This is a genomic window from Paracoccus sp. R12_2, from assembly GCF_017744015.1.
In the GTDB taxonomy this organism is placed as follows: domain Bacteria; phylum Pseudomonadota; class Alphaproteobacteria; order Rhodobacterales; family Rhodobacteraceae; genus Paracoccus.
Window position 1 is genome coordinate 1 of the sequence record NZ_JAGHRA010000018.1, and the last position, 24,018, is coordinate 24,018.

Annotated in this window: 21 protein-coding genes; 5 read left to right on the top strand and 16 right to left on the bottom strand. The window is 60.0% G+C overall.

Annotated features, from left to right (window positions below):
• A partial coding sequence (locus tag J7359_RS17105) for a biotin/lipoyl-containing protein (RefSeq protein ID WP_209058346.1) occupies positions 1-302 on the top strand: 302 nt, incomplete at its 5' end.
• Between the two features lie 281 nt (positions 303-583).
• On the top strand, positions 584-1,456 hold the full coding sequence (locus J7359_RS17110) for a MurR/RpiR family transcriptional regulator (RefSeq protein WP_209058348.1): 873 nt from the start codon (positions 584-586) through the stop codon (positions 1,454-1,456).
• Here J7359_RS17110 and J7359_RS17115 read toward each other — a convergent pair.
• The 7 genes from J7359_RS17115 to J7359_RS17145 form a co-directional block, all read right to left on the bottom strand.
• Entirely contained in the window at positions 1,453-2,310 is an 858-nt protein-coding gene (locus J7359_RS17115; RefSeq protein ID WP_247740491.1) for a sulfite exporter TauE/SafE family protein, read from the bottom strand. The genes J7359_RS17110 and J7359_RS17115 overlap by 4 nt on opposite strands.
• A complete protein-coding gene (locus J7359_RS17120) occupies positions 2,273-3,289 on the bottom strand; it encodes an ABC transporter permease (protein WP_209058350.1) in 1,017 nt (338 codons plus the stop codon). The genes J7359_RS17115 and J7359_RS17120 overlap by 38 nt, the downstream gene beginning before the upstream one ends.
• A 38-nt stretch (positions 3,290-3,327) precedes the next feature.
• Positions 3,328-4,911 (bottom strand): sugar ABC transporter ATP-binding protein, encoded by a 1,584-nt coding sequence (locus J7359_RS17125; RefSeq protein ID WP_348524411.1) that lies wholly within the window; start codon positions 4,909-4,911, stop codon positions 3,328-3,330.
• A 9-nt stretch (positions 4,912-4,920) separates the two neighbouring features.
• Positions 4,921-5,847, bottom strand: coding sequence for a sugar ABC transporter substrate-binding protein (locus J7359_RS17130; RefSeq protein ID WP_209058352.1), 927 nt, complete (start codon positions 5,845-5,847; stop codon positions 4,921-4,923).
• Positions 5,848-6,321: 474 nt separating this feature from the next.
• Positions 6,322-7,278, bottom strand: coding sequence for a Gfo/Idh/MocA family oxidoreductase (locus J7359_RS17135; protein ID WP_209058354.1), 957 nt, complete (start codon positions 7,276-7,278; stop codon positions 6,322-6,324).
• A 33-nt stretch (positions 7,279-7,311) separates the two neighbouring features.
• On the bottom strand, positions 7,312-8,250 hold the full coding sequence (locus J7359_RS17140; protein ID WP_209058359.1) for a substrate-binding domain-containing protein: 939 nt from the start codon (positions 8,248-8,250) through the stop codon (positions 7,312-7,314).
• A gap of 26 nt (positions 8,251-8,276) precedes the next feature.
• Positions 8,277-9,473, bottom strand: coding sequence for a Gfo/Idh/MocA family oxidoreductase (locus J7359_RS17145; protein ID WP_209058363.1), 1,197 nt, complete (start codon positions 9,471-9,473; stop codon positions 8,277-8,279).
• Between the two features lie 123 nt (positions 9,474-9,596).
• Between J7359_RS17145 and J7359_RS17150 the strand changes: the two genes are divergently transcribed.
• From J7359_RS17150 to J7359_RS17160, 3 genes are read left to right on the top strand one after another with little or no spacing between them, the layout of a single operon-like run.
• Positions 9,597-11,132 (top strand): sugar ABC transporter ATP-binding protein, encoded by a 1,536-nt coding sequence (locus J7359_RS17150; protein WP_247740492.1) that lies wholly within the window; start codon positions 9,597-9,599, stop codon positions 11,130-11,132.
• Positions 11,129-12,088, top strand: coding sequence for an ABC transporter permease (locus J7359_RS17155; protein ID WP_209058364.1), 960 nt, complete (start codon positions 11,129-11,131; stop codon positions 12,086-12,088). Before J7359_RS17150 ends, J7359_RS17155 begins: the two co-directional genes overlap by 4 nt.
• 19 nt (positions 12,089-12,107) lie before the next feature.
• Positions 12,108-13,067 carry a substrate-binding domain-containing protein gene (locus J7359_RS17160; RefSeq protein WP_209058366.1) on the top strand — a complete coding sequence of 320 codons (960 nt, stop codon included), beginning with the start codon at positions 12,108-12,110 and terminating at the stop codon, positions 13,065-13,067.
• 38 nt (positions 13,068-13,105) lie between these two features.
• On the opposite strand, the gene J7359_RS17165 is transcribed toward J7359_RS17160, so the two are convergent.
• The 9 genes from J7359_RS17165 to J7359_RS17205 form a co-directional block, all read right to left on the bottom strand.
• Positions 13,106-14,620 (bottom strand): aldehyde dehydrogenase (NADP(+)), encoded by a 1,515-nt coding sequence (locus J7359_RS17165; RefSeq protein WP_209058368.1) that lies wholly within the window; start codon positions 14,618-14,620, stop codon positions 13,106-13,108.
• 25 nt (positions 14,621-14,645) lie between these two features.
• Positions 14,646-15,635 (bottom strand): ABC transporter permease, encoded by a 990-nt coding sequence (locus J7359_RS17170; protein WP_209058370.1) that lies wholly within the window; start codon positions 15,633-15,635, stop codon positions 14,646-14,648.
• 26 nt (positions 15,636-15,661) lie between these two features.
• A complete protein-coding gene (locus J7359_RS17175; protein WP_209058371.1) occupies positions 15,662-17,173 on the bottom strand; it encodes a sugar ABC transporter ATP-binding protein in 1,512 nt (503 codons plus the stop codon).
• Between the two features lie 72 nt (positions 17,174-17,245).
• Positions 17,246-18,409 carry a substrate-binding domain-containing protein gene (locus J7359_RS17180; RefSeq protein ID WP_348524412.1) on the bottom strand — a complete coding sequence of 388 codons (1,164 nt, stop codon included), beginning with the start codon at positions 18,407-18,409 and terminating at the stop codon, positions 17,246-17,248.
• A gap of 123 nt (positions 18,410-18,532) precedes the next feature.
• The gene (rpiA, locus tag J7359_RS17185; protein WP_209058372.1) at positions 18,533-19,240 is read right to left on the bottom strand and encodes a ribose 5-phosphate isomerase A; all 708 of its coding nucleotides are present in this window, start codon (positions 19,238-19,240) and stop codon (positions 18,533-18,535) included.
• A gap of 45 nt (positions 19,241-19,285) precedes the next feature.
• Complete coding sequence (locus J7359_RS17190) at positions 19,286-20,125, bottom strand: MurR/RpiR family transcriptional regulator (RefSeq protein WP_209058374.1); 840 nt, start codon at positions 20,123-20,125, stop codon at positions 19,286-19,288.
• Positions 20,126-20,144: 19 nt separating this feature from the next.
• The gene (locus J7359_RS17195; protein ID WP_209058376.1) at positions 20,145-20,816 is read right to left on the bottom strand and encodes an HAD-IA family hydrolase; all 672 of its coding nucleotides are present in this window, start codon (positions 20,814-20,816) and stop codon (positions 20,145-20,147) included.
• An 18-nt stretch (positions 20,817-20,834) separates the two neighbouring features.
• Entirely contained in the window at positions 20,835-22,340 is a 1,506-nt protein-coding gene (xylB, locus tag J7359_RS17200) for a xylulokinase (protein ID WP_209058378.1), read from the bottom strand.
• Positions 22,341-22,343: 3 nt separating this feature from the next.
• A complete protein-coding gene (locus tag J7359_RS17205; RefSeq protein WP_209058380.1) occupies positions 22,344-23,825 on the bottom strand; it encodes an NAD-dependent succinate-semialdehyde dehydrogenase in 1,482 nt (493 codons plus the stop codon).
• Positions 23,826-24,018 lie beyond the last annotated feature (193 nt).

Consider the following 24,018-nt stretch of genomic DNA (forward strand, 5'->3'; position numbering starts at 1 on the left):
AACTGAACGGCCAGCCGCGTTCGATCCGGGTGCCGAACCGCAAGGTGGCGGGCAGCGCGGCGGCGCGGCCCAAGGCCGATCCGGCAAACGCAAGCCATGTCGGTGCGCCGATGCCGGGCGTCGTGGCATCGGTCGCGGTCAACGCGGGGCAGGCGGTCAAGCAGGGCGACATGCTGCTGACCATCGAGGCGATGAAGATGGAAACCGGCATCCATGCCGACCGCGACGGCACCATCAAGGCCCTGCACGTCGCCGCGGGTCAGCAGATCGACGCCAAGGATCTGATGGTCGAGTTCGAATAGTGTCAGGATGAGCGCACACGATGACGACGCAGACGGCACAATCCAGACGGAGCCATAGTCGATTTTCGCTCGTCCAACTTGAGTTTCTCGGCGCATGCTTGGGCTTGGCACCAGAAAACGCTACGGTGCCATCATTGCCCGAACAGTTCCCAGCTCTTTGCGATGGGGTCACGGAAACGGGAGAGTGCATATCTTTCTTGTTCGAATTGGGCGAAAGTCCAAAAAGACGCTTGGGCATCTGGCAATAAATGTTGCAAGATAGCGCGAAAAGGAACTTGCACATGATGCCCCACCCGTCCCCTCAAAACTACGAAGAGCTGATCAGGGTAATCCATGATCGCCACGACAACATGAGCAAGACTTATCAGCGAATTTCCGTCTTCTTGACTCAGAACCCGAACGATGTCGCTGTGCAGTCGGTGAACGCGATCGCCGAGCGGTGCGGTATCCACGCCTCAAGCTTTGTGCGGTTCGCCCAGTCCTTGGGATACAAGGGATTCAAGGAGTTGCAGACGCTATTCCAAAAGCGACTGGCAACGGCAGCTCCTGGATTCGAAGCAAGAGTGAAGGCTTTAGAGGAAGAACTACAATCCTCCCCGCAGCGGTCGGAGATGGGCTTTCTGCGTGATCTTGTCGTTCGGGATATCGCTTCGCTTCAATTGCTACTGGATGAGATTGATGACCAAGGCTTGGCATCGGCGGCGGACATCTTGTTCAAGGCCGATGTGATCTATTTGATCGGACAACTCAGAGCTGAGCCGGTCGTCGATCTTTTGCGCTATGTGTTAACGATGCTGGGAAAGCGGTGTGTTCTTCTGGATGCCAGCGGGGGACTTGCAACGCATATGGCGCGCACAATTGGAAAACGAGACGCCCTCGTTTCAGTCTCGTTCCGCTTCTACGCCAATGAAGTTGTGAATATTGTAGAAGAGGCTGGCCAGCGGGACACAACGATCATTGCGATAACTGATAGCACCCTGTCGCCGTTGGCGAAATGGGCGACGGTTTTGTTTCCGGTGCCGGAGCACGACTACACATTTTCCAGATCCTTGGCCGCGCCGATGTGTCTCGCGCAGGCATTGGTGGTGGCCGTCGCGGCGCGCGTGCAGCAGAATGTGGAAGATCCTAGAATTCCAACTGTGACGGGAAGCTAGATCCCTGCAATTCCGTCCCAGATCAACTTTAGCCCCACCAGCGCCACCGATGCATAGGTAAATGGATAGAAAACACTGGCTCTCATATGCCTAACTATCCAGCTTCCGAGATATGTTGCAAATATTGCAAGTGGCAGCATTGTCCCTGCACGAGCGAGGTTGTTGATATCCAGGCCGCCCATTGCGGCGTATGGGATGAGTTTGATGACATTCGTGGCGGCAAAGAACATGACGCACGTGCCAGTAAAGAGTCTGGGATCCAACCTGAGCGGGATCATATAGATCTGTAAGGGAGGGGCCCCCGCGTGTGCCACGAAACTGGCGTAGCCTGCCAGCCCTCCCCAAACGCGTGCAGAGGTTCCAGACCCAGTCGAAATTGGATCTGAGACCGTCCCAGCCACAGCGCGCAGCACGAACGCAAGCGAAACGATACCGACGATAACGCGGACGACTGAATCAGAGACAATCTCGGCTGTCGCCCAGCCAACCGCGATGCCGACCAGCGCTCCAGGAAAGAGAAGTCTAAAGATACTCCAGTTAACCCACCCGCGCCAGCTGCTGACGCTGACAATATCCATGATGATCAGCACCGGTAGCAGGATGGATGCCGCCTTGAAAGGAGGCATGACCAACGCCATCAGAGGCACGCCAAGCAAGCTCATTCCGCCGAGTCCGCCCTTGGAAAGACCCACGAGCGCAACTGCCAAAGAGGTAATTGCGAGTTCAAGCGGCGTTGAGAAAATGTTCCAGACCATCCAATCGACCATTAACCAGAAGATCCGAGGCCGCAGCCCCGGATCAAAGGGATCGCACGATTTATGCTTTTTTGCTTCGCGCTTTCTGGCGATAGACATCTGCGACAACCGCCGCGACGATTATCATGCCCTTCACGATCTCTTGGTAGTAGGCGTCGACCCGCAAGAACGTGAAACCGGACATCATTAGACCGAGAATTAGCGTGCCCACGACAGTGCCGAAAATCTTCCCGCGGCCTCCAGCCAAGGATGTGCCCCCGATCACAGCCGCAGCGATGGCATCAAGCTCATACATCATGCCCATGCCCGCTTGAGCGGTTTCTGCGCGGGCTGCGGTCACGATACCCGCAAGGCCTGCCAGCAATCCTGCGATCGCGTAAACCTTGACCAGATGGCGCTGGACGTTGATCCCGGAGACGCGAGCCGCTTGCGGATTAGCTCCGATCGCATAGGTGAACTTTCCATACCTAGTATACTTTAGCGCGATATGGAAAATCACCGCTACGCCAAGAAAGATGAATACCGGCAGAGCTCCGTTACCGATCGTGGCAAATCCTTCAGTAGGAAAGCTCACAGGTTGACCCTTCGTATACCACTTCGCCACACCTCTAGCAGTAACCATCATCCCGAGAGTTGCGATGAATGGGGGGATGCCTGTGCGGGCAATCAGCAAACCGTTTACGATACCCGCAAATAAGCCCATGCAAAGACCAACTGCTAAAGGAATGATGACAGGCAATCCGGTCAGTGACGGATAAACGGCCCTTTCGTAACCCGATGCTTGGGCGAAGCTCATCGCCACCATTGCGGTCATTGCGACAACTGATCCGGAACTCAGGTCGATGCCACCAGTGATTATGACTTGCGTCACACCAATAGCGATGATCCCGACCACTGAAACCTGGAGAATCATAATTGTCAGGCGTTGGGGATTCATCAAGAAGCTCTGACCTTGAAATATCCAGCCAAGCACCTCGAATACCAAAGCAACACCAATCAATACCATCAGGATGCTGAGATCGCTTGGTAAGCGGCGAATTTCCTTCCTCGCCGTCGGTTCAATCTGCACGTCTTCCATCTTAGCTCCTCCCTGCGCCCAGTAGACGCATGCGGACGTCAGCGCGCCGCCAGTTCCATAATTTTGACCTGATCAGCTTCTTGACGGTCGATAATTCCGGTCATGTGGCCCTCATGCATGACGAGGATCCGGTCTGACATTCCCAAGATTTCCGGCAACTCCGAAGAGATCATGATCACAGCCACGCCCTGCGCGGCCAGGCGAGAAATCAATCGGTGAATCTCGGCCTTTGCACCGACGTCAATTCCCCGGGTGGGTTCATCAAGGATGAGGATCCGGGGTTTAGTCAGTAGCCAGCGTGCGATAAGGACCTTCTGCTGATTGCCGCCCGAAAGGTTCTCTATCCGCTCTTCCATATTCGGGGTCTTTACCCGTAGAGCTTCGCGCATCTCGTCGCATAGCCGGCTAACGGTGCCTTGATCAACAAATCCAATCCTGACATTATTGTCCTGCAGCATGGCGATTTGCATGTTTTCGAGAATGCTTAGTGGCAGGAAACAACCAGTCTCTTTGCGATCCTCCGTTAGAAAAGCCATACCGTGCTTCATCGCGTCGGCGGGGGAACCAATAATGACCTCTTCCCCGTCGATGCGGATTTTGCCGGATGTCGCGGGCGTAACCCCGAAAAGAGCCTCGGCCACATTCGAGCGGCCCGAGCCGACGAGTCCCGCAAGGCCCAGGATCTCGCCCTTGCGAAGGTCGAAGCTTATATCATGAAATACGCCATCCAATGTAAGGTGATCGACGCCCATTACGATATCGGTGATCTGCGCTTCTTCCTTGGGAAACATTTCCGTGATCTCGCGGCCGACCATCATCCTGATTATGTCGTCTCGGTTCACATCCTCGCTTGCGTGGGTGCCGACATAGTGCCCATCGCGAAACACAGAAAACTCGTCCGCAATTTCGAATAGTTCGTTCATCTTGTGGGTGATGTAGACGATCCCAATCCCACGGGCCTTCAGGTCTCGTATGATGCGGAAAAGATGATCCACTTCAGTTTCGGTCAAAGCGGATGTCGGCTCGTCCATGATCAGGACATCGGATTCATAACTGACCGCCTTGGCGATCTCGACCATCTGCCGCTGTGCGACAGTCAGGAAGCGAACCTCCGATAGGGGGTCGATGCGAATATTCAGCCGGTCAAATAGTTCCTGAGTCTGTCGCGCCATCTGTAGATGGTCCACGAGACCAAAGCGGTTCAGCGGCTCTCGCCGGATCCAGATGTTCTCGGCCACTGTCATGAAAGGCATGAGCGCCAGCTCTTGATGGATCATCGCGATTCCACGCTCCAGCGCATCAAGCGGTCCATGTAGCGTCACTTCCTCTCCTCGAAGGCGAATCGTGCCGCGGTCCGGAGAATAAATGCCAGCTATAATCTTCATCAACGTGGATTTTCCGGCACCGTTTTCGCCCATCAACGCATGGACGGTCCCCTTCCGTAGACTGAACCGCACGTCATCCAGCGCGACTACCCCGGGAAACTCCTTGCGAATTCCGTCGATCTCAAGAAGCCTGTCGCCGACCTGCGATTTTACTCGCTCGATCGCCTCTTTGGTGTGTTCCGATATCATTAAGGTCTCCTGATGCGAGTATGGGCGACGCAGCAGCAACTGCGTCACCCACTGGAATCAGTTCTTTGCCTTGTATTCTGCGAGATTTTCGGGGGTGACCAACTCGAACGGCACGGTCACGCGCTGTTCGAATTCCTCGCCGCGCGCGATCTTCAGCACGGTGTCAAGCGCACCCTCACCTTGTCCCTTTGCCGATTGATAGACGGTGACATCAAGATCTCCCGCTTCCATGGCAGCCAGTGCATCTTGAGTTGCATCAACCCCAGAGACGATGACGTTGTCCATCGAGACACCGGCAGATTTGAGTGCTTGGATCGCGCCAAGCGCCATCTCGTCATTGTTTGCAATGACGGCATCTGGCTGCAGCCCAGAGGTCATCCAGTTTGTCATCAGGTCCAGAGCAGGTGTTCGCATCCAGTTCGCAGTCTGTTGATCGAGGATCTCGATCCCTTGGCAATCGTCGCTTGCCAAGACCTCTTCGGTGGCTTTCGTGCGGCCGCGCTGCCCTGTAGTGCCGAGCTGGCCCATCAGGATAACAGCCGTGCCCTCGCCTCCCATCAGCTTGCAGACCTCTGATGCTTCAAGCCGCCCAGCTTGCTCCTCGTCCGATCCTACCCAAGCCTGGTCTGCAGGAAACTCGTCCATATTGGCGGGAAGCATATTCACGAAAACGAGCGGCACGCCGTATTGCTCGGCCATCTTCGACATTGCCTGACCTGAATCGGCGTCTACCAGCATGGTGATAATGCCATCGACGCCCGATGCCGCGAAATTCTCGATCTGAGATTGCTGTCTAGCGATATCGCCCTGCGCATCTTCCATCTGCACCTCAACGCCCAAATCCTTGGCGTGGCTATCGATGTTCTGGCGAAGCACCGTCAGAAAGTTGTCATCAAACAGCGACATTGCTACGCCTATCGTTTCAGCATGCGCTGCGCTGGTCATTAGCGCGCAAACTGCCGAAGCGCTCAAAAGTTTTTTCATCGGTGTTCCTCCAGTTGGCTCATGAAACTTCTCTTACGACGGCAGGCAAAGCTATTCTGTGCGGAAAGCACTGGTGCTTTCCGTAGATCTGTCCGAGCCTTGTTTATCCCCGCTGCCGATCAGGCATACTGTTGGTCTGCTCGTTGCAGAGCCTGCCATCACCTCCCAGACGCAGACGAATCTGCCCCTTCAGTTGCAGCATACGCGCACGCCCCCATCCGTGCAATAAAAATTGCAGAAATCGCATCAAGCAAAATATGCTTCCAACGGATCCAACCTCCAACATTCCTGACGCGAGCCTATCCACAGCCTTTCAGCTACATACTGTGCTGAGGGAAGAGGCCCGCCACCTCGGGTTGCAGTTGGTCAAGCCAACTGACTCTAGCCAGACCTTTTGAAAACAGCTCCTAAAAACAGAGCCTTGGATTCAAAGATCTCTGAATACTCAGATGAGCGTATCTGGTGGCACACATGCTAGATGGGGATCTCGAGCTTTCCACCACCAACCGTTAGAAGATCGGCAATCTGTAAAGCATAGCTGGTAGCAAAGAGACCGTCTCGTGCAGAGGCAATCTCGGAGCATCGGCGGTTGTGCAGGACGGCGCGCACCCACGCTTGATCTTGAGCACGGTAGCTTTCAGCAAAGCGACGTATCCAGTCGCTTGAATACGCAGCGGATGCGGCTCCTTCGCGTCGCAACCGCAAAACCGCTGGCTCGGCCATCGCGATTGTCCCGTCGCGGCCGACGATCTCAGTGTGAACGTGGTAGCCGTAGCTGGCGTTCATGAAGACTTCGATTGAGATAACGATCCCAAGATTGGTCTGGAGCTCGGCAAGGATCATGTCACCAGCCTCGCCTACTGAACTTAACCTGACGTAGGTAAACTCTACACCCAATAACCACCTACATATATCGATCTCGTGGACCATGGCATTGGAGATAATCATGGACCCATCGAACCAACTTGGTGCTACGCGGTTGCGGTGTGCACAACGCACCAGCATAGGCGTTCCAATCGCACCGTGGCACAAGGCTTCTTTCATCTCACGATAACAGGGATCGAAGCGGCGCATGAACCCGACAGAAACCAGGTCTTGTCCTGAATCTGCTTCATAGATCTCGCGACATTGCATCACAGTGGCCGCGAGGGGTTTCTCGCACAAGACAGGCTTTCCCAAGCGCAGTGCCGTCATGACCAACTCATGGTGAGTGGCGTCCGGCGAAGCAAGAATCAAAGCATCCACCGCATCGCAATGGATCAGTGCCATCCCCTTCTGAAAGATCTTACCACCATACGACGCGGCTTGCGCCCTTCCTTCGTCAGGATCCGAGACGGCAACGAGCCGCGCACCCGCAATTTCTTCGGAGAGAAGGCGTGCATGAAGTCCGCCCATCACTCCTGCGCCGATGACGCCAACACCCAAGGTCATGAATATTTCCTAGCTGCACGATATTAATGGGGATCAATTGCCGGAGAAATCGTCGGCGTTTTCTGCTGTCACCAGCTCGAACGGAATGTAGACCGCCCGATTTGCCGGTTCTTCCCCCCTCGCCATCGCCGCAGCAATTTCAAGCCCTTTGCGTCCTTGACCCGCTGCATCCTGAAAGACCGTAAGGTCGATGTCCCCGGCCTCCAGTCCCATCAACGCATCAGGCGTCGCATCGATACCTGCGACCACGACGTCGTGGGGATCGACCCCGGCCGCGTTTAGCGCTTGCGCCGCACCGATCGCCATTTCATCATTATTGGCAAAGATCACATCCAGTTCGAGCCCCGCAGTCAACCAGTTGGAAACCAAATCAGCGGCTTTGCTGCGCGACCAATCTGCAACCTGAGTATCTTCGACCTGAACGAAGTTGCATGCAGGAGTCTTGACGTATTCTTGGACGGTTTCAGTCCGGACGCGACCTGCTTGAATAAAAAGGTCGCCGGCCAAAATAACCCCCTTCGCTACGCCATCGCCTACTTTCTCCTTGACCAATCGGCATGCCTCAGCTGCCTGGATCGTGCCTGCATCAACCTCACGTGAACCCACAAAGGCCTCAAGGGCGCCGAGGTTGTCTACATTCGGCGGCTCACGGTTGATATTGACAATCGGAATACCTGCCTCAGATGCCATCTTATTCATCTGCGTGATGGCATCCGAATCAACTGCTACCACTATGATCGCATCCACACCCAAAGAGATGAAATTCTGGATCTGGCTCAGCTGTCGAGGCACATCGTTTTGGGCATCTTCAAACTGTAGAGTCACTTCCTCGGCTTTGCCCGCTTCTTCTATACCTTCTCGCAGGATGGTCAGAAAGTTATTGTCAAACTGGGCCATTGCGACGCCAATGTCCTGAGCGTGCACGCTGAATGCCGACATCGCAAACGCTGCAGTGATCATCATTCGTTTCATCTTGTTCCTCCTCGTTGAAATATTCTCTACTTGTCGAATGTGCAGGATACCCACTCCCCGCCCTTGGCGTTCGACCGGATAGCGGCCTGCACAAACGCTACGCCTGTCGCTCCCTCCTGTAGTCCGGGATAGCCAAGCAGACCCTTCGGGAGTTCACGTCCATCGCGGCGTGCCTCAACGGCTATCGCAAACTCTTCGTAGAGATTTCCCCAAGCGTCCGAGAGCGCTTCGGGATGGCCGCGAGGCATGTGAACGAAACGAGCGGCATCCGACAAAATGCCAGCACCATGGCCGCGCGAGAAGCGGACATGAGGAGAGTGGAAGGGGCGATGATGCAGGTATTCAGGATTCTCCTGATCCCATTCCAGCGTTCCTTTTGTTCCCGAAATGCGGATGCGCAAAGCACAGCTCGCCCCAGCAGCCGCTTGTGAAATGAGAAGGGTGCCGGGCACACCATTCTCAAAGCGACAGTTCATGAAGGCGGTGTCTTCCAAGGGTTGATCGGCTCCCAGACGGTGGAATTCAGCGCGTAGTTCAGTCATGCGTAGACCCGACACAAATTCGGCCAGATGGTGGGCATGAGTTCCAATATCCGCAGTGGTCGCGGCCCCTCCCACCTTCGCTGGATCCTGTCGCCAAGGAGTTCCAGACCACGCGGCATCAGCCGGCAGTAACGCCATCTCCTGAAAATATTCGACGTGGATCTGCGTGATGTTGCCGATCGCTCCGTCACGCACCATCTGCCGTGCCTGCCGCACCATTGAATGCGCAGCGAAAGAGTAGGTCACACCGAAGATAAGCCCGGTTTGTCGCTGCTTTTCGATCAGTGCCTGCGCTTCGTCCAGCGTGTTGACCAGCGGCTTGTCCGAGATCACGTCGATGCCAGCATCCATGAACTCCATAGCGACAGAAAAATGCAGATGGTTTGGCACGGTAATCGCCACCGCGTCGATGCCGTCAGGTCTCGCAGCCTCCGTTGGCGCCATTTCCCGCCAATCGGTATAACTGCGGTCAGGATCCAACCCCCAGTCACGGCCTGAGGCCTTCGCCACTTCGGCACGCGAAGACAGGGCGCCCGCGACGATCTGCCAGCGATCTGACAGGCGTGCGCCGCGTGCATGCACTTGCCCTATGAAAGCACCCGAGCCACCGCCGACGACACCGAGGCGCAGTTTCCGGCGTGGGACAGGAAAGGCTCCCGCTGGGTTCTGAGTGTCGGACATCTTGTTCCTCCTCGACGTGTTCCGGTCTTGCCGAAGCAAAAGAAACCGCGGTTCGTCTCGGATTGCAACAACTATTGCAATTATTTCTATATCGGTGTTTCTGTTGCGATGGAGGAATTCACCATGCCGCAGAATCAGATGCCGGATGCGCTTCGGCTGGAAGGGATTGCACACGCCTTTGGCCCGAACAGGGTGCTAAATGGCATTGACCTGACACTCGCGGTGGGTGAGGTGCTGGCGCTGGTCGGGGAGAACGGCGCCGGAAAATCGACTTTGATGAAGATCATCGCGGGCTATCTGGCCCCCGGCGAGGGTCGGACGCGCTGGCAGGGCCAGCCGGTGTCCGCCGATCCGCAGGAAGCCGAGACCGCCGGGATCGTGCTGGTGCATCAGGAGTTCGCCCTGATCCCGGACCTTAGCGTTGCCGAGAACATCTTGCTGGGGCACGAGCCGACTCGGTGCGGTCTAATCGACTTTGCCGCCATGAATAAAGCGGCCGGTAACGCTCTCCAGCTTCTTAACTCCGATATTGACCCGCGTGCAGGCATGGCCGGCCTTCCGGTATCGAGTTGGCAAATCGTCGAACTTGCCAAGGCCTTTGCCTCGGGCCCTCGGCTGCTTCTGATGGACGAGCCGACCGCAGTTCTGGGAGCGCGAGAGACCGAGGCGCTTTTCGCGCGCATCCGCGCCTTTGCGGCCGAAGGCGGCTCTGTCATCTTCACCTCGCATCGGCTGGACGAGGTGCGGGCGATCTCGGACCGGGTCGCAGTTCTGCGCGACGGCACGATCACGTTGGACCGGCCCGCCGCCGGGCTGTCGGAACATGACATTGCCTCGGCGATGATCGGGCGAGAGATGGAAGACCTGTTTCCGCCGCTCGCGCCCTATCCCACCGCTGCGCCGATCCTTGCGGTCGAGGGGCTGTCGGTCCCACGCGATTTCGGACCGCCGGTTCAGGATGCATCCTTTGCCGTAGCACCTGGCGAGATCCTGGGCATCGCCGGGCTCGTCGGCTCGGGCCGGACCGAGATGGTCGAGGCGCTTGTCGGATTGCGCTCGGCCAATGCGCGGCGTTTCATCCTGCGCGGGGCCGAGTCTCCCCTGCCCGATGCTGTCGAAGCTTGGCGGCTTGGCATCGCCTATCTGACCGAAGACCGAAAGTCGCGCGGCCTGCTTCTTGCCGAAAACGTCGAACTGAATACCAGCCTGACCATCAGCGCGCTAGCTGGCGGCACGCTCATTGACCGGGATGAGGATTCCCGCCGCTATGCCGATGCGCAAGCGCGTTACTCTATCCGCGCCGCCTCGCCGAAGATCGCGGTTGGTCGGCTTTCCGGCGGCAACCAACAAAAGGTGCTGATCGCCAAGACGCTGGCGCCCGATCCTGACGTGGTGATTCTGGACGAGCCAACGCGCGGCGTCGATATCGGCGCCAAGATGCAGATCTATCAGGTGATCGCGGGACTCGCCCAGAATGGCAAGGCGGTGATTGTGATCTCGTCCGAGCTGCCGGAACTAATTGGCTTGGTACACCGGATCCTGGTGATGGATCGCGGCCGCGTCGCGGGCATCGTCACGCCCCCAGAAAGCACCCGACCGACCGAGCATGAAATCCTCAACCTCGCGCTTGGGCTTCAGAATCATGACGCTTCGACATGATACGCAATTCCTTGAGCCGGATGGGACCCTTGCTGGCACTGATTCTGTTATTTCTGGCCGGCAGCTTGTTGAGCCCAACCTTTCTGACATCTGAGAACCTGCTGAACGTGGTTACGCGATCATCGGTCATCGGCATCATCTCTGTCGGCGCGACCTTCGTCATCACCGCGCGAGGGCTGGATCTGTCGGTGGGCGCGATGGCAGCGCTGGTGGCGGGACTGTCGATACTGTGCATGAATGCGATGCTACCTACGCTCGGAGCCATGGGCGCGTTGTTTGCCGGTCTGGCGCTCGCCCTTGTCTTCGGCGGCGCGGCCGGGATGGCCAATGGCGCGCTAGTGGTCTGGGGCCGCATCGACGCCTTCATCGTCACGCTAGGGACGATGGGGATCATGCGCTCGCTGATCACTTGGATGTCAGACGGTGGCTCAATCTCGCTGGATTTTGCGCTGCGCGGCGTGGGTCGGCCGCTTTACTACGGCACCGTTCTGGGTGTTCCAGTGCCGGTGCTGATTTTCGCCGCGCTGGCGATACTGGGCGAGATCGCCATGACCCGGCTGCGATTCGGCCGCCATGTCATCGCTATCGGTTCGAACGCAGAGGTCGCGCGCCATTCCGCGATCCGCGTAGCCCGGGTGCGTATCGCGACCTACGCCTTTCAGGGGTTATGCGTCGGCCTGGCAACGCTGATCTATATCCCGCGACTCGGCGCCGTGACGCCGTCGACCGGTATGCTGTGGGAACTTGAGGCCATCGCTGCTGTAATCATCGGTGGCACCGCGCTGGCAGGCGGCTATGGGCGCGTCTGGGGCACGGTCGCCGGCGTGCTGATCCTAGGCCTCGTCGCCAATATCCTTAACCTGACCAGCTTCGTCAGCCCCCATCTGAACGGTGCATTCCAGGGTGCGATCATAGTGATCGCCGTCTTTCTGCAACGCCGTAGCACACCTTTTTGAACCAAGAGGAGGAAATACCATGGAACTGACACGCCGCCTGATCCTGGCTGCTGGTGCCGCAGGGCTTGCCCTGTCCACCACCTTGCCCGCGACCGCGCAGGAAAAGACCGCAAAGATCGGCATCGCCATACCCGCCGCCACTCATGGCTGGACCGGCGGGCTGAACTTCCATACCGAGCGCACCATCAAGGCGATGGAAGCGGCATTCCCGCAGCTCGAATTCGTGCTGACCACGGCTGGCGACGTGCAGACCCAGGTGAACAACGTCGAGGATCTAATCGCTCAGCAGATCGACGCGTTGGTGATTCTGCCGATGGAAAGCGACCCGCTGACCGAGCCGGTCAAGGCCGCCAAGGATCGGGGCATCTTTATCACCGCAGTGGATCGCGGCCTGTCCGAAGACGGCGTCGAGGACCTCTATGTCGGCGGCAACAACCCGCAATACGGCGTGGTCGCGGCCGAATACTTCAAGGGCAAATTCCCCGCCGGCGGCAAGGTCGTGGTGATGCGGGGCATTCCGACGGCCATCGACAACATCCGCATCGACGCGTTCCAGGAAACGCTCGAGGGCTCGGGAATCGAGATCCTCGACATGCAATATGCCAACTGGAATCCCGATAAGGCCTTCGAGCTGATGCAGGACTATCTGACCCGCTTTCCGGAAATCGACGGCGTCTGGGCCGGCGACGACGACGCTGCTCTGGGCGCCCGGGCGGCCATCGAACAAGCTGGGCGGCAAGAGGGCATGGTGCTACTGGGCGGTTCGGGCATGAACCGGGTGATCAAGATGATCATGGACGGCGACACGCTGATCGACGCTGATATCTTCTATCCGCCGACCCTGATCGCCCCCGCCATCGAGGTCACAGCGATGCGCTATGCGACACAATCCCCAATCCGTGGGCGCTATGTCTTGGACAGCCCGCTGATTACCAAGGAAAATGCCGAGGAATTCTATTTCCCGGACAGCCCCTATTGATCCAAATGGGCGGGCGCATTGCGCCCGCCCATATCATGCTAGCGAAGATCGACAGGCAGCAGTTCCATAGGCAGGTCCTGATAGCAAACCGGACGCAAGAAGCGGCGGATTGCCATGGTGCCGACTGAGGTCGCCCCGAAGTTTGTCGAGGCCGGATAGGGTCCGCCATGGACCATGGCATCGCAGACCTCGACTCCGGTGGGATAGCCGTTGACCAGAATGCGGCCCGCCTTGCGCTCCAGCACCGGCATCAGGCGCCTAGCGGTCCCGGTATCGCCCGCGTCGATGTGCAGGGTGGCTGTCAATTGACCAGCGAAACCATGCGCCAGTTCCACCATCGCATTGATCGAGGATGCTCGAACGACCAGGCCGAGCGGACCGAACACTTCATCTGACAATTCGTGATCCGACAGGAAAGCGTCCGCCGAGACTTCGTAGAGGTTCGGCCCCACGTCGCGGCCCGTGCGGTCGGTGGTGTGGATGGGGCGCACCGAATTGCTTCCATCTAACCGCGCCTTGCCGGCTCGATAGGCATCCGCAATGCCCGCAGTCAGCATCACCTGCGGCGCGACAGCGGCTAGCGCCTCGGCCGTCGCGGTGACAAGGTCATCACCCGCGGCGCCCTCGGGAACGATGGCGATGCCAGGATTGGTGCAAAGCTGGCCCGCGCTGCCGGTCATGGACGCGGCCCACCCTTGGCCAATCTGCGTGCCACGCGCCTTCAGGGCCTCGGGCAGGATGAACATCGGGTTCACCGAGCCAAGCTCGCCGAAGAAGGGGATCGGCTCAGATCGCGCGGCGCAGAGGTCGAACAGCGCCCTGCCCCCGCCGAGGCTGCCGGTAAAACCTACCGCCTTGATCAGCGGATGCTGGACCAGCGCCGAGCCCACCTCGCGCGTTCCGCCCTGCACGAGCGAGAAGACACCGGGATGGATGCCACATGAGCGGATGGCGGCCAGCGCGGCTTCGGCCACGATCTCGCTGGTGCCGGGATGGGCGGAATGTCCCTTGACTACGACCGGACAGCCGGCCGCCAGAGCGGAGGCCGTGTCGCCGCCCGCAACCGAGAAGGCCAGCGGAAAGTTCGAGGCGCCGAAGACCGCAACCGGCCCCATCGGACGCTGCGCCAGGCGAAGGTCCGGGCGGGGCAGCGGCTGGCGATCTGGCAGCACCGCATCATGCCGTCGGTCCAGGTAGTCGCCAGCGAGGATCGTCTGCGCGAACAGCCGCAACTGCCCGGTTGTCCGCCCGCGCTCACCATTCAACCGCACCTCGGGCAGGCCGGTTTCGCGGCAGCCCATCTCGGTGATGTCGGCGGCACGCGCCTCGATCTCGTCCGCGATGGCGTTCAGGAAAGCGGCGCGATCCGCGCGTGTGCTGTAGCCATAGGACCAGAAGGAATCCTCGGCCGCGCGCGCAGCGCGATCCACCAGATCCACCGTCCCCATCGAAAAGCGATCCGCCGGACCGTAAGCGGGCTCGTTATCGAACGTCCGGGTCGAGCCGACCCATCTACCCGCTATCAGATGCTTGCCATGTGGCGCGAACGTCATTGCGTGCCTTTCTCAGTTGAGTGGATCAGCCGAAATAGCGAACCCGGACGGCGTCGATGGCCACGGCGATGAAGATCATCACGCCGCCGATCATACCAACATAGAAGGAGGGGACGTTGATGATGGCCAGCCCGACCTGAATCACGGTCAGCAGCAGCACGCCGCCCAGCACGCCGCGCACATTGCCGCGCCCGCCGAAGACGCTGACGCCGCCGATGATGGGGGCCGCGATAGCATAGAGCAAGTAGCTGGAGCCTTGGTTCGAGGTGATCGCCATTTGCCACGAGCCCAGCAAGAACCCGGCCAGCGCCGCCAGAAAGCCTGAGATGGTATAGGTGATGACCTTGATGCGTGCGACGCGGATCCCGGCCGAGTTCGAGGCGACGGGATTGCCGCCCACGGCATAGATCGAACGCCCGAGCACCGTGCGGTGCAGCACCACCCCCATCACCGCCAACGCCAACAGGAACACCACCGGCATGATCGGCCAGCCACCCAGCGTCGCCTGCCCGATCCAGACATAGCCGTCGGTAAGATTGGTCAGCGTCTTGCCCTGCGTCAGCGCCAGCAGTGCGCCTTGCAGGATGATCATCATCGACAGGGTCTCGATCAGCGAGACCATCTTCAACCGCGTGATGCAAAGGCCGTTGAAGAAGCCGATGAAGGTGCCCACGGCCAGCCCGACCAGCATGGCGATGAACCACGGCAAACCGAGGTCGGAATATGCCAACGCACCCACCGCCGCTGAAAAGCCGGCATTGGCGGGGATCGACAGATCGATCTCGGCTACCAGCAGCGGCAGGGCGACCGCCAGCCCCAGCATGCCCAGCACAGTGGCCTGCACCATCACGTTCTGCAGGTTGAAGACGGTCAGGAAGTAGTCATTGAAGGCGCCGAAGATTACCACCAGCGAGATTAGCCAGATCCACACCACGTTATGCAGCACCCAGCCCAGCACTGCGTGACCGTTCGCCTTGCCTGCGTCCTGCGATGCATTAGCGGTTGCGTTGCTCATCGCCGGTTCTCCTTTTCCGGATCGCGTCATGTCTGCACCGAGGCGCGTAGACGCTCGACGGAGATATCCTCTCCCGTCAGGGTTTCCTTGATGCTGCCGCGGTCGAAGATGCAGACCCGGTCGGCGGCGCGCACCAGCTCGTCAGTGTCTGTCGAAACGATAATGACCGAAACCCCGGTATCGCTGAGTTCATCGATGATGCGCAGGACGTCCTGTTTCACGCCCACGTCGATGCCGCGCGTGGGTTCGTCCACGATCAGCAGGCGCGGGTTCGTCGCCAACACGCGCCCCAGACAGACCTTCTGCTGGTTGCCACCGCTGAGGGTGTTTACCGCATAGTTCGCGTTCGGCGCCTTGATGCCCATGGCACCGAAGTAATGCGCCACGACGGAGGCTTCTGCCTTGCGGTCGATGAACCCTGCCCGTGCCCGCGACGGCAGCGAGGACAGCGCGATATTGTCTCCGATGGACATCTGCCCCACGGCACCATCCTTGCGGCGATCATCCGAAAGATAGGCGATCCCAACATCGAAGGCCACGCGCGGGTTGCCCGGTAACGGGCCTTCGCGACCGCCGAGCAAGATGGTGCCGCTTGCCGGGTGCAGGCCAATGATCGCACGCGCCAGTTCCTTCGCACCCGCACCTGGCAGGCCGGTAAAGCCCAGGATCTCGCCGGGCGCGATGTCCAACGCGTCGATGCACAGGTTCGTCCCGACTACGGCCCGAAGCCTTACGGCAGGCGCCTCGCCGTCATGGTCGCGGCGGCTGCGCTGGAACAGCTTCAGCCCCCGGCCCAGAACCAGTTCCGTCAGTTGCTCGGAACTGAGGGCTGAGACATCATCGGACTCGCCCGCCAGGTTGCCGTCGCGCAGCACCGACACCGCGTCGCAGATCTCTAGGATCTCGTCGTTGTAATGCGAAATGAAGATGAAGGTGACGCCCTCGGCCTTGAGCCTGCGCATGAAGTCGAACAGCACGCGCCGGTCGGCTACGGTCAGCGCGGCGGTGGGCTCATCCAGGATGATGACCCGGCCGCCCGAGAACATCGCACGCAGGATGTTCAGCTTGCGCCGCGCCACGGCGTCCAGACGCCCGGCCAGCACGCCGGGGTCGATCCCCGATCCTGCCAGCATCCGTGCCGCATCCGCACGCAACTTCCTCCAATCGACAAGGCCACCCTGCGTAGGCCAGATTCCCAGCATCAGGTTCTCGGCCGCAGTCATGCTGTCGATGATCATCGGCTCTTGCGTGACCAGAAAGACGCCCGCCTCTTCCATCGCCCTGACATCGACATGGACGAGCAGCTGGCCATCCATCAGGATCCGGCCCGAGTTGGGCGTGTTCTGCCCCGAGATGATGCCCACCAGCGTAGATTTCCCGGCACCGTTCTCGCCCAGAAGACCGTGAATCGTGCCGCGGCAGATTTCCAGCGAAACCCCGCGCAACGCTTGGACGGGGCCATAGTTCTTGGTGATGTTTTCGATCCGCAGGATCGCGTCGTCGGCCGTATCCATGCCGCGCGTGTCATGAATCGTCATCGGATTCCTCCCCCGACCTTCGCAGGCAGATGTCGGAGCGCGGACCGCTCCGACAATGATCGCGACCGCCGATCAGGAATAGGGGATTCCCCAATCCTTCTCGGCCACGGCCCCCCAGTGGCGCGGATCGGTGGCGTTGTCTTTGTTGATGACAAATGGCGGGATGATAAGTGTTGGGCCGGTCTTGCCCTCGACAATCTCGCCCTTTTCCCAAAAGTATTTCTGGTTCTCGTATGTGCCGATTGGCACTGCCTCGCCCTTGAGGGCATGCTTGACAATCATCTCGACCGCGATCTCGCCATAGGCGATGGGATCCTGCGAGACGCATGCGTCCATATAGCCCTCCTGAATCCATTGCAGGGCAACAGGCTCGCCGTCGATATTGACGAAGATGACATGGCCGTCCTCGTCCACCTTCTTCCAGCGGCCCTTTTGCTGCAACGCCGTGGCGATGCCGCGTGCGGGCGAATCCGAAGGCGCATGCACAGCGTCCAGATCGGGGAACTCCGATAGGGTGGACAGCGTCACCGACAGCATCTGCTCAAGCTGGCCTTCAGTCGGGCGCTCAAGATAGTTGATCTCGGGATATTGCGCGAAGACGGAATCCATTCCCTCCTTGCGCAACCGCCAGGCTACCGAAGCCAGCGCGCCATAGCAGTTCAACACCGTGCCCTTGGGGCTGCCGTGCTTCTTGACAAGGCGGTCCACAATCTCTTGCGCGGCCATCACGCCGCCCTGGAAGTTGTCGAAGCTGACGGTGATAGCGACATCGCCGCCATCGGCGGGCGTGTCGATGATACCGACCGGGATGTTCTGGCGATTATATCGCCGGATCGCCGAAACAATAGCCTGGCTGTCGATCGGATCCGAGATGATGGCCGAGGGCTGGGACAAGAGCAGGCTTTGCCATTGCTCAAGCTGGCGTGTATTGTCGAAATTGGCGTTGGTGGCTTGGAACTGACCCCCGGCGGCCGCGACGGCGCGCTTGACCGCCTCCTCCTGGATCACGAAGAAATAGTAGCCGAGGCTCTTGTTCGAATAGGGAATCGAAAGGGCGTTCTGCGCAAAAGCGCCCGGCCCCATCATTGCCCCAAGCCCCATCGCTGCACTCCCCGCAAGCACATTGCGCCGACTTATTCCGATCTCTTTAGTCATGACATCCTCCCAGGTGGTTCGTGAATATAGTATTACTAGATAATTGACGATTCTGTCAAGCGACGTCACATTGGAATCCACTTCTTCCGGCCGTGATTCCTGGCGTTAACTAACAAAAAATATAGGAAAATAGTAAGTTCCGGTGACGCCCCGCGCGAACTCCGCCCGCGCAGGCGCTTTTTACGGGCATGAAGTTTTACTAGATCAGCGCATCGTCACATAGGACGAGCCGTCGAAGCAGCCGACGACCATCCCAACGGCCTCACGGGTGAAAAGACCGTTCTCAACCACGCCGGGAATACGGTTCAGTTCGATCTCCAAAGGAGCCGGATCGGCGATAACCGGGCCGCAATGACAATCGAGGATGAAATTGCCGCTATCCGTGACCACCGGCTGGCCGTCGCGCATCCGCCGCTCGATCCGGGCGTTTTCGATGCCGTGCCGGGTCAGGGTGCGCGCCACCATGCGCTCGGTCTGTTTCCAGGCAAACTGCACGACCTCGACCGGAAGGGGAAACCTGCCCAGGCTATCCACGATCTTGGTCTCGTCGCACACGCAGATCATCCGCTTCGAGGCGTGGGCAATGATCTTTTCCCACAGCAGGCAGGCGCCGCCGCCCTTTATCATCTTGAAGCTGCGGTCTATCTCGTCCGGGCCGTCCACGGTCAGGTCCAACTCTCCGATGTCGTTCGGGTCGGTGATCTCGATCCCGACCTCGCGCGCCACGTCGATGGTCGAGCGCGAGGTCGTTGTGCAGGCCAGCTTCAACCCTTCAGCCACATGTTTGCCCAGTTCCCGCACGAAGAAATGTGACGTGGTGCCCGAGCCGAGGCCCAGCTTCATCCCGTCATGGATGAAATCCTGGATCACGCGGCGCCCCGCGACTTTCTTGGCTTCGTCCTGCTGACTCATTTTCGCCTCCTCCCGCGCGGACCATGCCGCGCCGCTTCAGGGGTTTCAGATCTTGTCGGTCTGCCAGCTATCCAGCGCGGGAAGCTGGTCAGGGAACTCACTGCCGCTGGCGATCGCGATGCCGGTCACCAGCATGTTAGTGACCAGATGATGATTTAGCCGCGATGCCAGGGGCGTCATCAGTTCGGTCCGGTCATAAGGCAGCACCGCGATGACTGCGTCCGAGACCCGCGCAAGCGGACTGTCGCCAGCCGCAACCGAGACCACGCGGGCGCCGCCGGCCCGGGCGGCGGTGGCGACCTCGACCATCTGCTTGGTATGACCGGACTGCGAAAAAATCAGCGCGACGTCGCCGGGGCGAGCGCTTTCCGCATGCATCCATTGCCGCTGCTTGCCCAACAGCGCCTGGCAGCGCATTCTCAGGCGCTGGAACTTATGCTCGGCATCCAGCGCATTCACCTCGGAAATTCCGGTGGCGTAGATGCCCGTCCAGCTTGCCGCCTGCAAAAGCCGCGCCCCCTCTGCTACCTGCTCGGGGTCCAGATCCTCAGCCAGCCGCTGGACCGCATTCAGAGAATTGCGGCACGTCTTGCGGACGATATTGGCAATGCTGTCCTGCGGGGTGATCTGCTCATAGGCGAAGGGCGCCGAGGGAACGAGGCTTTGCGCCAGATTGAGCTTGAAGTCCTGATAGCCCTCGAAGCCGAAGCGGCGGCAGAAGCGCATGATCGTAGGATCGCTGACCGAACACAGTTCGGACAGCCGTGCCATGCTCATATGAATCACTTCCGACGGGGCAGTGCCCACGTAATCGGCCACCCGCCGCTCGGCCGGGCGCATTTCTTCGCGTTCGTGCAGGATGCGTTGCAACAGGCTAACGGTCACTGTTTTTTTCTCCTTGCCACTATCGTGCGGCGGTAGCTTTGCGCTCGTGCTGCAACAAATCCGCCAAACGGGCCAACCTGTGGTCCGGCTCTACCTCGACCCCGCCGCCGCCGCCCCATGTCACGGCATAGAACGGCACTTCCGCCGCCTTGGCCGTAGCTTGGTCGACAAGTGTATCGCCGACATAGGCCCAGGTGCCGGGCTGAAGCTCCATCGCCTCGGCCACGGCCATCAGGTGGCGGGCATCAGGCTTACAGGCCGGGACCGCATCCGCTCCCACCGCTGCATCAAACAGATGGGCCAGGCCGAGTTGCTCCAAAACCTTACCCGTCACCGCATGGTTCTTGTTCGTGCAGATGCCAAGCCGCAGCCCGGCAGCGCGCAAAGCCGCAAGATCCTCGGGGACGTGATCGAAGAATCGGGTCCGTCCAGCGGGATCGTCCAGATAGGTCTGCAGATAACCCTGAAACGCACGCTCGACCGCCGCGTCGTCGTATGGGATGTCCTGATCGTCTAAAATGTCGGTAATCAGGCGGTGAGGGCCGTTGCCGATGAATCGCTCGACATAGTGGGGGTCTAGCTGGGGCCAGCCGTTGCCCCGGAAGCCCACGTTCAACGCCGCGGCGATATCGGGGGCGCTGTCGATCAGCGTTCCGTCCAAGTCGAAAACGAAAGCGGAATAGGTGGGCATACAAGCGAGCTCCTGCGATTATTGATCGAAGATGGCATCGCCGAGCGCGGCGAAGCTGTCGCTCAGCGCCGGGTAGAGCGAGCAATATATCTCATGCGCACGTGCATGGACGCGAGCAGCGGCGCGATCGGGCGTCTCGCGCGTCAGGTCGCGGCAGCATCGCGCAGCGGTCGCCGCGTCCGGCCAGACCCCCACGGCCAGCCCCGCCACCAGCGCCGCGCCAAAGGCCGCGCCCTCGGCCGCACCTTCGGTGGTCACCACGTCGCAATCGAACATGTCCGCCTGGATCTGACGCCACAGCGCCGAGCGTGCGCCCCCACCCGAAGCCTTGACGATGCGCCCGTCGATCCCCATCGGCCGCATAAGGGCGTGCATATCGGCGAAAGCATGCACCACCCCTTCCATCAGGGCACGGGTCAGGTCCGCGCGGCGATGTCGGGCGGTCAGCCCGATGAAGGCCCCGCGCGCCGAAGGATCGGGATGAGGGCAGCGTTCCCCGTTTAGATAGGGCAGGAACAGAAGGCCCCGCGCGCCGGCAGGGCTTTCGGCCGCCTCAGCCACAAGTTGCTCGAATGGCGGCGCATCGGCGCAATGCGTATCGCGATACCAGCTCATCGCGCCACCCGCGTTCAGCGACACGCCCATGCAATGCCACTTGTCGGCGGCGACATTGCAAAACACCTGCAGCTTGCCGTCGGGATTGTCCTGCGGCGCATCCAGCGCCGCGGCCAGTATCCCTGCCGTGCCCATGGTGGTCTGCAGCTCGCCCGGCGCGATCACGCCCGAGCCGATGGTCTGGATCACGCTGTCGCCGCCGCCGCCCGCGACCGGAACTCCTTCCTGCAAACCGAAAAGCGCGGCGCCCTTGGCGGAGATTTGGCCGGTGATTTCTTGCGATTCAAAGACTGGGGGCAACCGGGCCGGGTCGATGCCCGCCATCTCGATCAGCCCCGTCGCCCATTGCCGGCGGCGCACGTCGAAAAGCCCGGTTCCCGATGCGTCAGAGACCTCGCTGGCCACCTCGCCGGTCAGGCGCAGGCGCAGATAATCCTTGGGGTTCAGCATCAGGGACGTGCGCGCGAACAACGCGGGCTCGTGGTTGCGCATCCACAGGATCTTGCCCCCGGTATAGCCGACCAGCATCCGGTTGTTGGTGGCGGCGAGCAAGCCTTCCAGCCCGCCGGCGGCCTCGGTCAGCGCCGCGCATTCGGTGCCATTGCGCTGGTCGTTCCACAGGATTGCCGGACGCAGCACGCGATGGCCCACATCCAGCGGCGTCAGCCCGTGCATCTGGCCCGACAAACCAATGCACAGGATCTCGACCCCTGGCACTTTGGCCAGCGCCCCGGCCACGGCCTTGCGCGCGCCTTCGATCCACAATTCGGGATCCTGCTCGGTCCAGCCCGGGCGCGGCTGGGACAACGGATAGGTCGCGGTATCGGCCGCGAGCACTGCGCCGTCGGTGCCGATCAGAAGCGCTTTGCACCCCGAGGTGCCGATGTCGATGCCCAGAAGCGTCTGCATGGCTCAGGCCCCGACACCGTGATGCAGCCGAACATGCTTGAAGTTGAAATATTCAAGCAGCCCTTCGCGCCCGTGCTCATAGCCGACGCCGCTTTGCTTTCGGCCGCCATAGGGAGCGTTCATGATCCCGGCGTCGACATTGTTGATCGCCACATTGCCGTAGTCCAGCCCCGCAGACAGGACATGGATCTCGGCCAGATCACGGGCATAAACGTAAGAGGCCAGCCCATAGGGCGTGTCGTTCGCCAATTCGACGGCCTCGGCCAGGTCGTCATAGACCGCGACGCCGACCAGTGGACCGAAGGTTTCCTCGCTCATCACCAACATCTCATGCGTGCAATCGGCGACCACGGTTGGACGGAAGAAGTGTCCCTTGGCATATTCCGAGCCCTCGGGCGCCTTGCCACCCGCAACCAGCCGCGCGCCTTGTGCCACCGCGTCCGCCAGATGGGTTCGCGTCTTGGTCAGTGGCTCAGCCGAAGCCATGGCACCCAGATCTGCCGCCGGATGCGTCAATCCATTATCCACGCTGAGCGCATCCGCCGCCTGCCCCAACCCCGCCAGGAATTCCTCATAGACCGAGCGGTGGACGTAGATCCGGTTGATGGCGATGCAGATCTGGCCGCAATTGCGAAAGCTACGGCGGGCCGCGCCCTTGACCGCCGCCGCGATATCTGCACTGGCGGTCACGATCATCGGACAATTGCCCCCCAATTCCAGCGATAGCCGCTTTACCTGCGGGCAGCTTTGCTGGATGTGCAAGCCGACCGCGCTGGAGCCAGTGAAGGCAATCTTATCCACCTGCGGATGCTCGACCAGCGCTTGCCCGACCTGCGAGCCCTTGCCGGTCAGCACGTTGACGACGCCTGCAGGAATCCCGGCCTCTAGGCATTTTTCGGCAATCGCCAGCGCGGTGAAGGGGGTGATCTCGGCAGGCTTAATGACGATGGTGCAACCCGATGCAAGGCTGGCGCACAGTTTCCAGCCGACCAGTTCTGCCGGATAGTTCCAGGGCGTGATCGCGCCCACGACGCCGATGGGTTCGCGCACCACGAGGCTTTGAAAGCCGGGTTGTTCGTTCGGAACGATCTCGCCATGCACGCGGGTCGCCTCTTCGGCGTAGAAATGGCACGCCTCGGCCAGCTTCAGGATCTCGCCCCTGGCCTCGTTGACCGGCTTTCCCTGCTCGGCGGTCATGATGCGCGCCATGGCCAGCGCATCGGCGACGATCAGGTCACCCAAACGATGCAGCGCAGTGGCGCGCGCCTTGGGTAGTTCCGCGGCCCAAGGGCGGAAGGCGCGGCGGGCGGCCTGCACGGCGGCCTCGATTTCGGCCTCGGTTGCAGCGGCAATGTGGCCGATGGTCTCGCCCGTTGCCGGATCCTCGACCGGCAGGCGATTGCCCGCGCCAGGACGTAGCGCGCCATCGATGAAGAGCATGCAGTCCAGTCGGCCTATCGATTCCAGAATGGATTGATCTGTCATGGTTCTGGCAACTCCCTCGTCCTCATGACGCTAAAATATAGCATAACTAGCTACTAGCAAGGGGGATTGTGAAAGGTCGCCCGTGACGGGTGTATAGCCCGTCCGCAGAATGTTACTCATATATTTGTTTATAATTATTAAATTCGGATCTCTGATGACGATACGAAAATTTCCGTCACCATTCCACACGAAC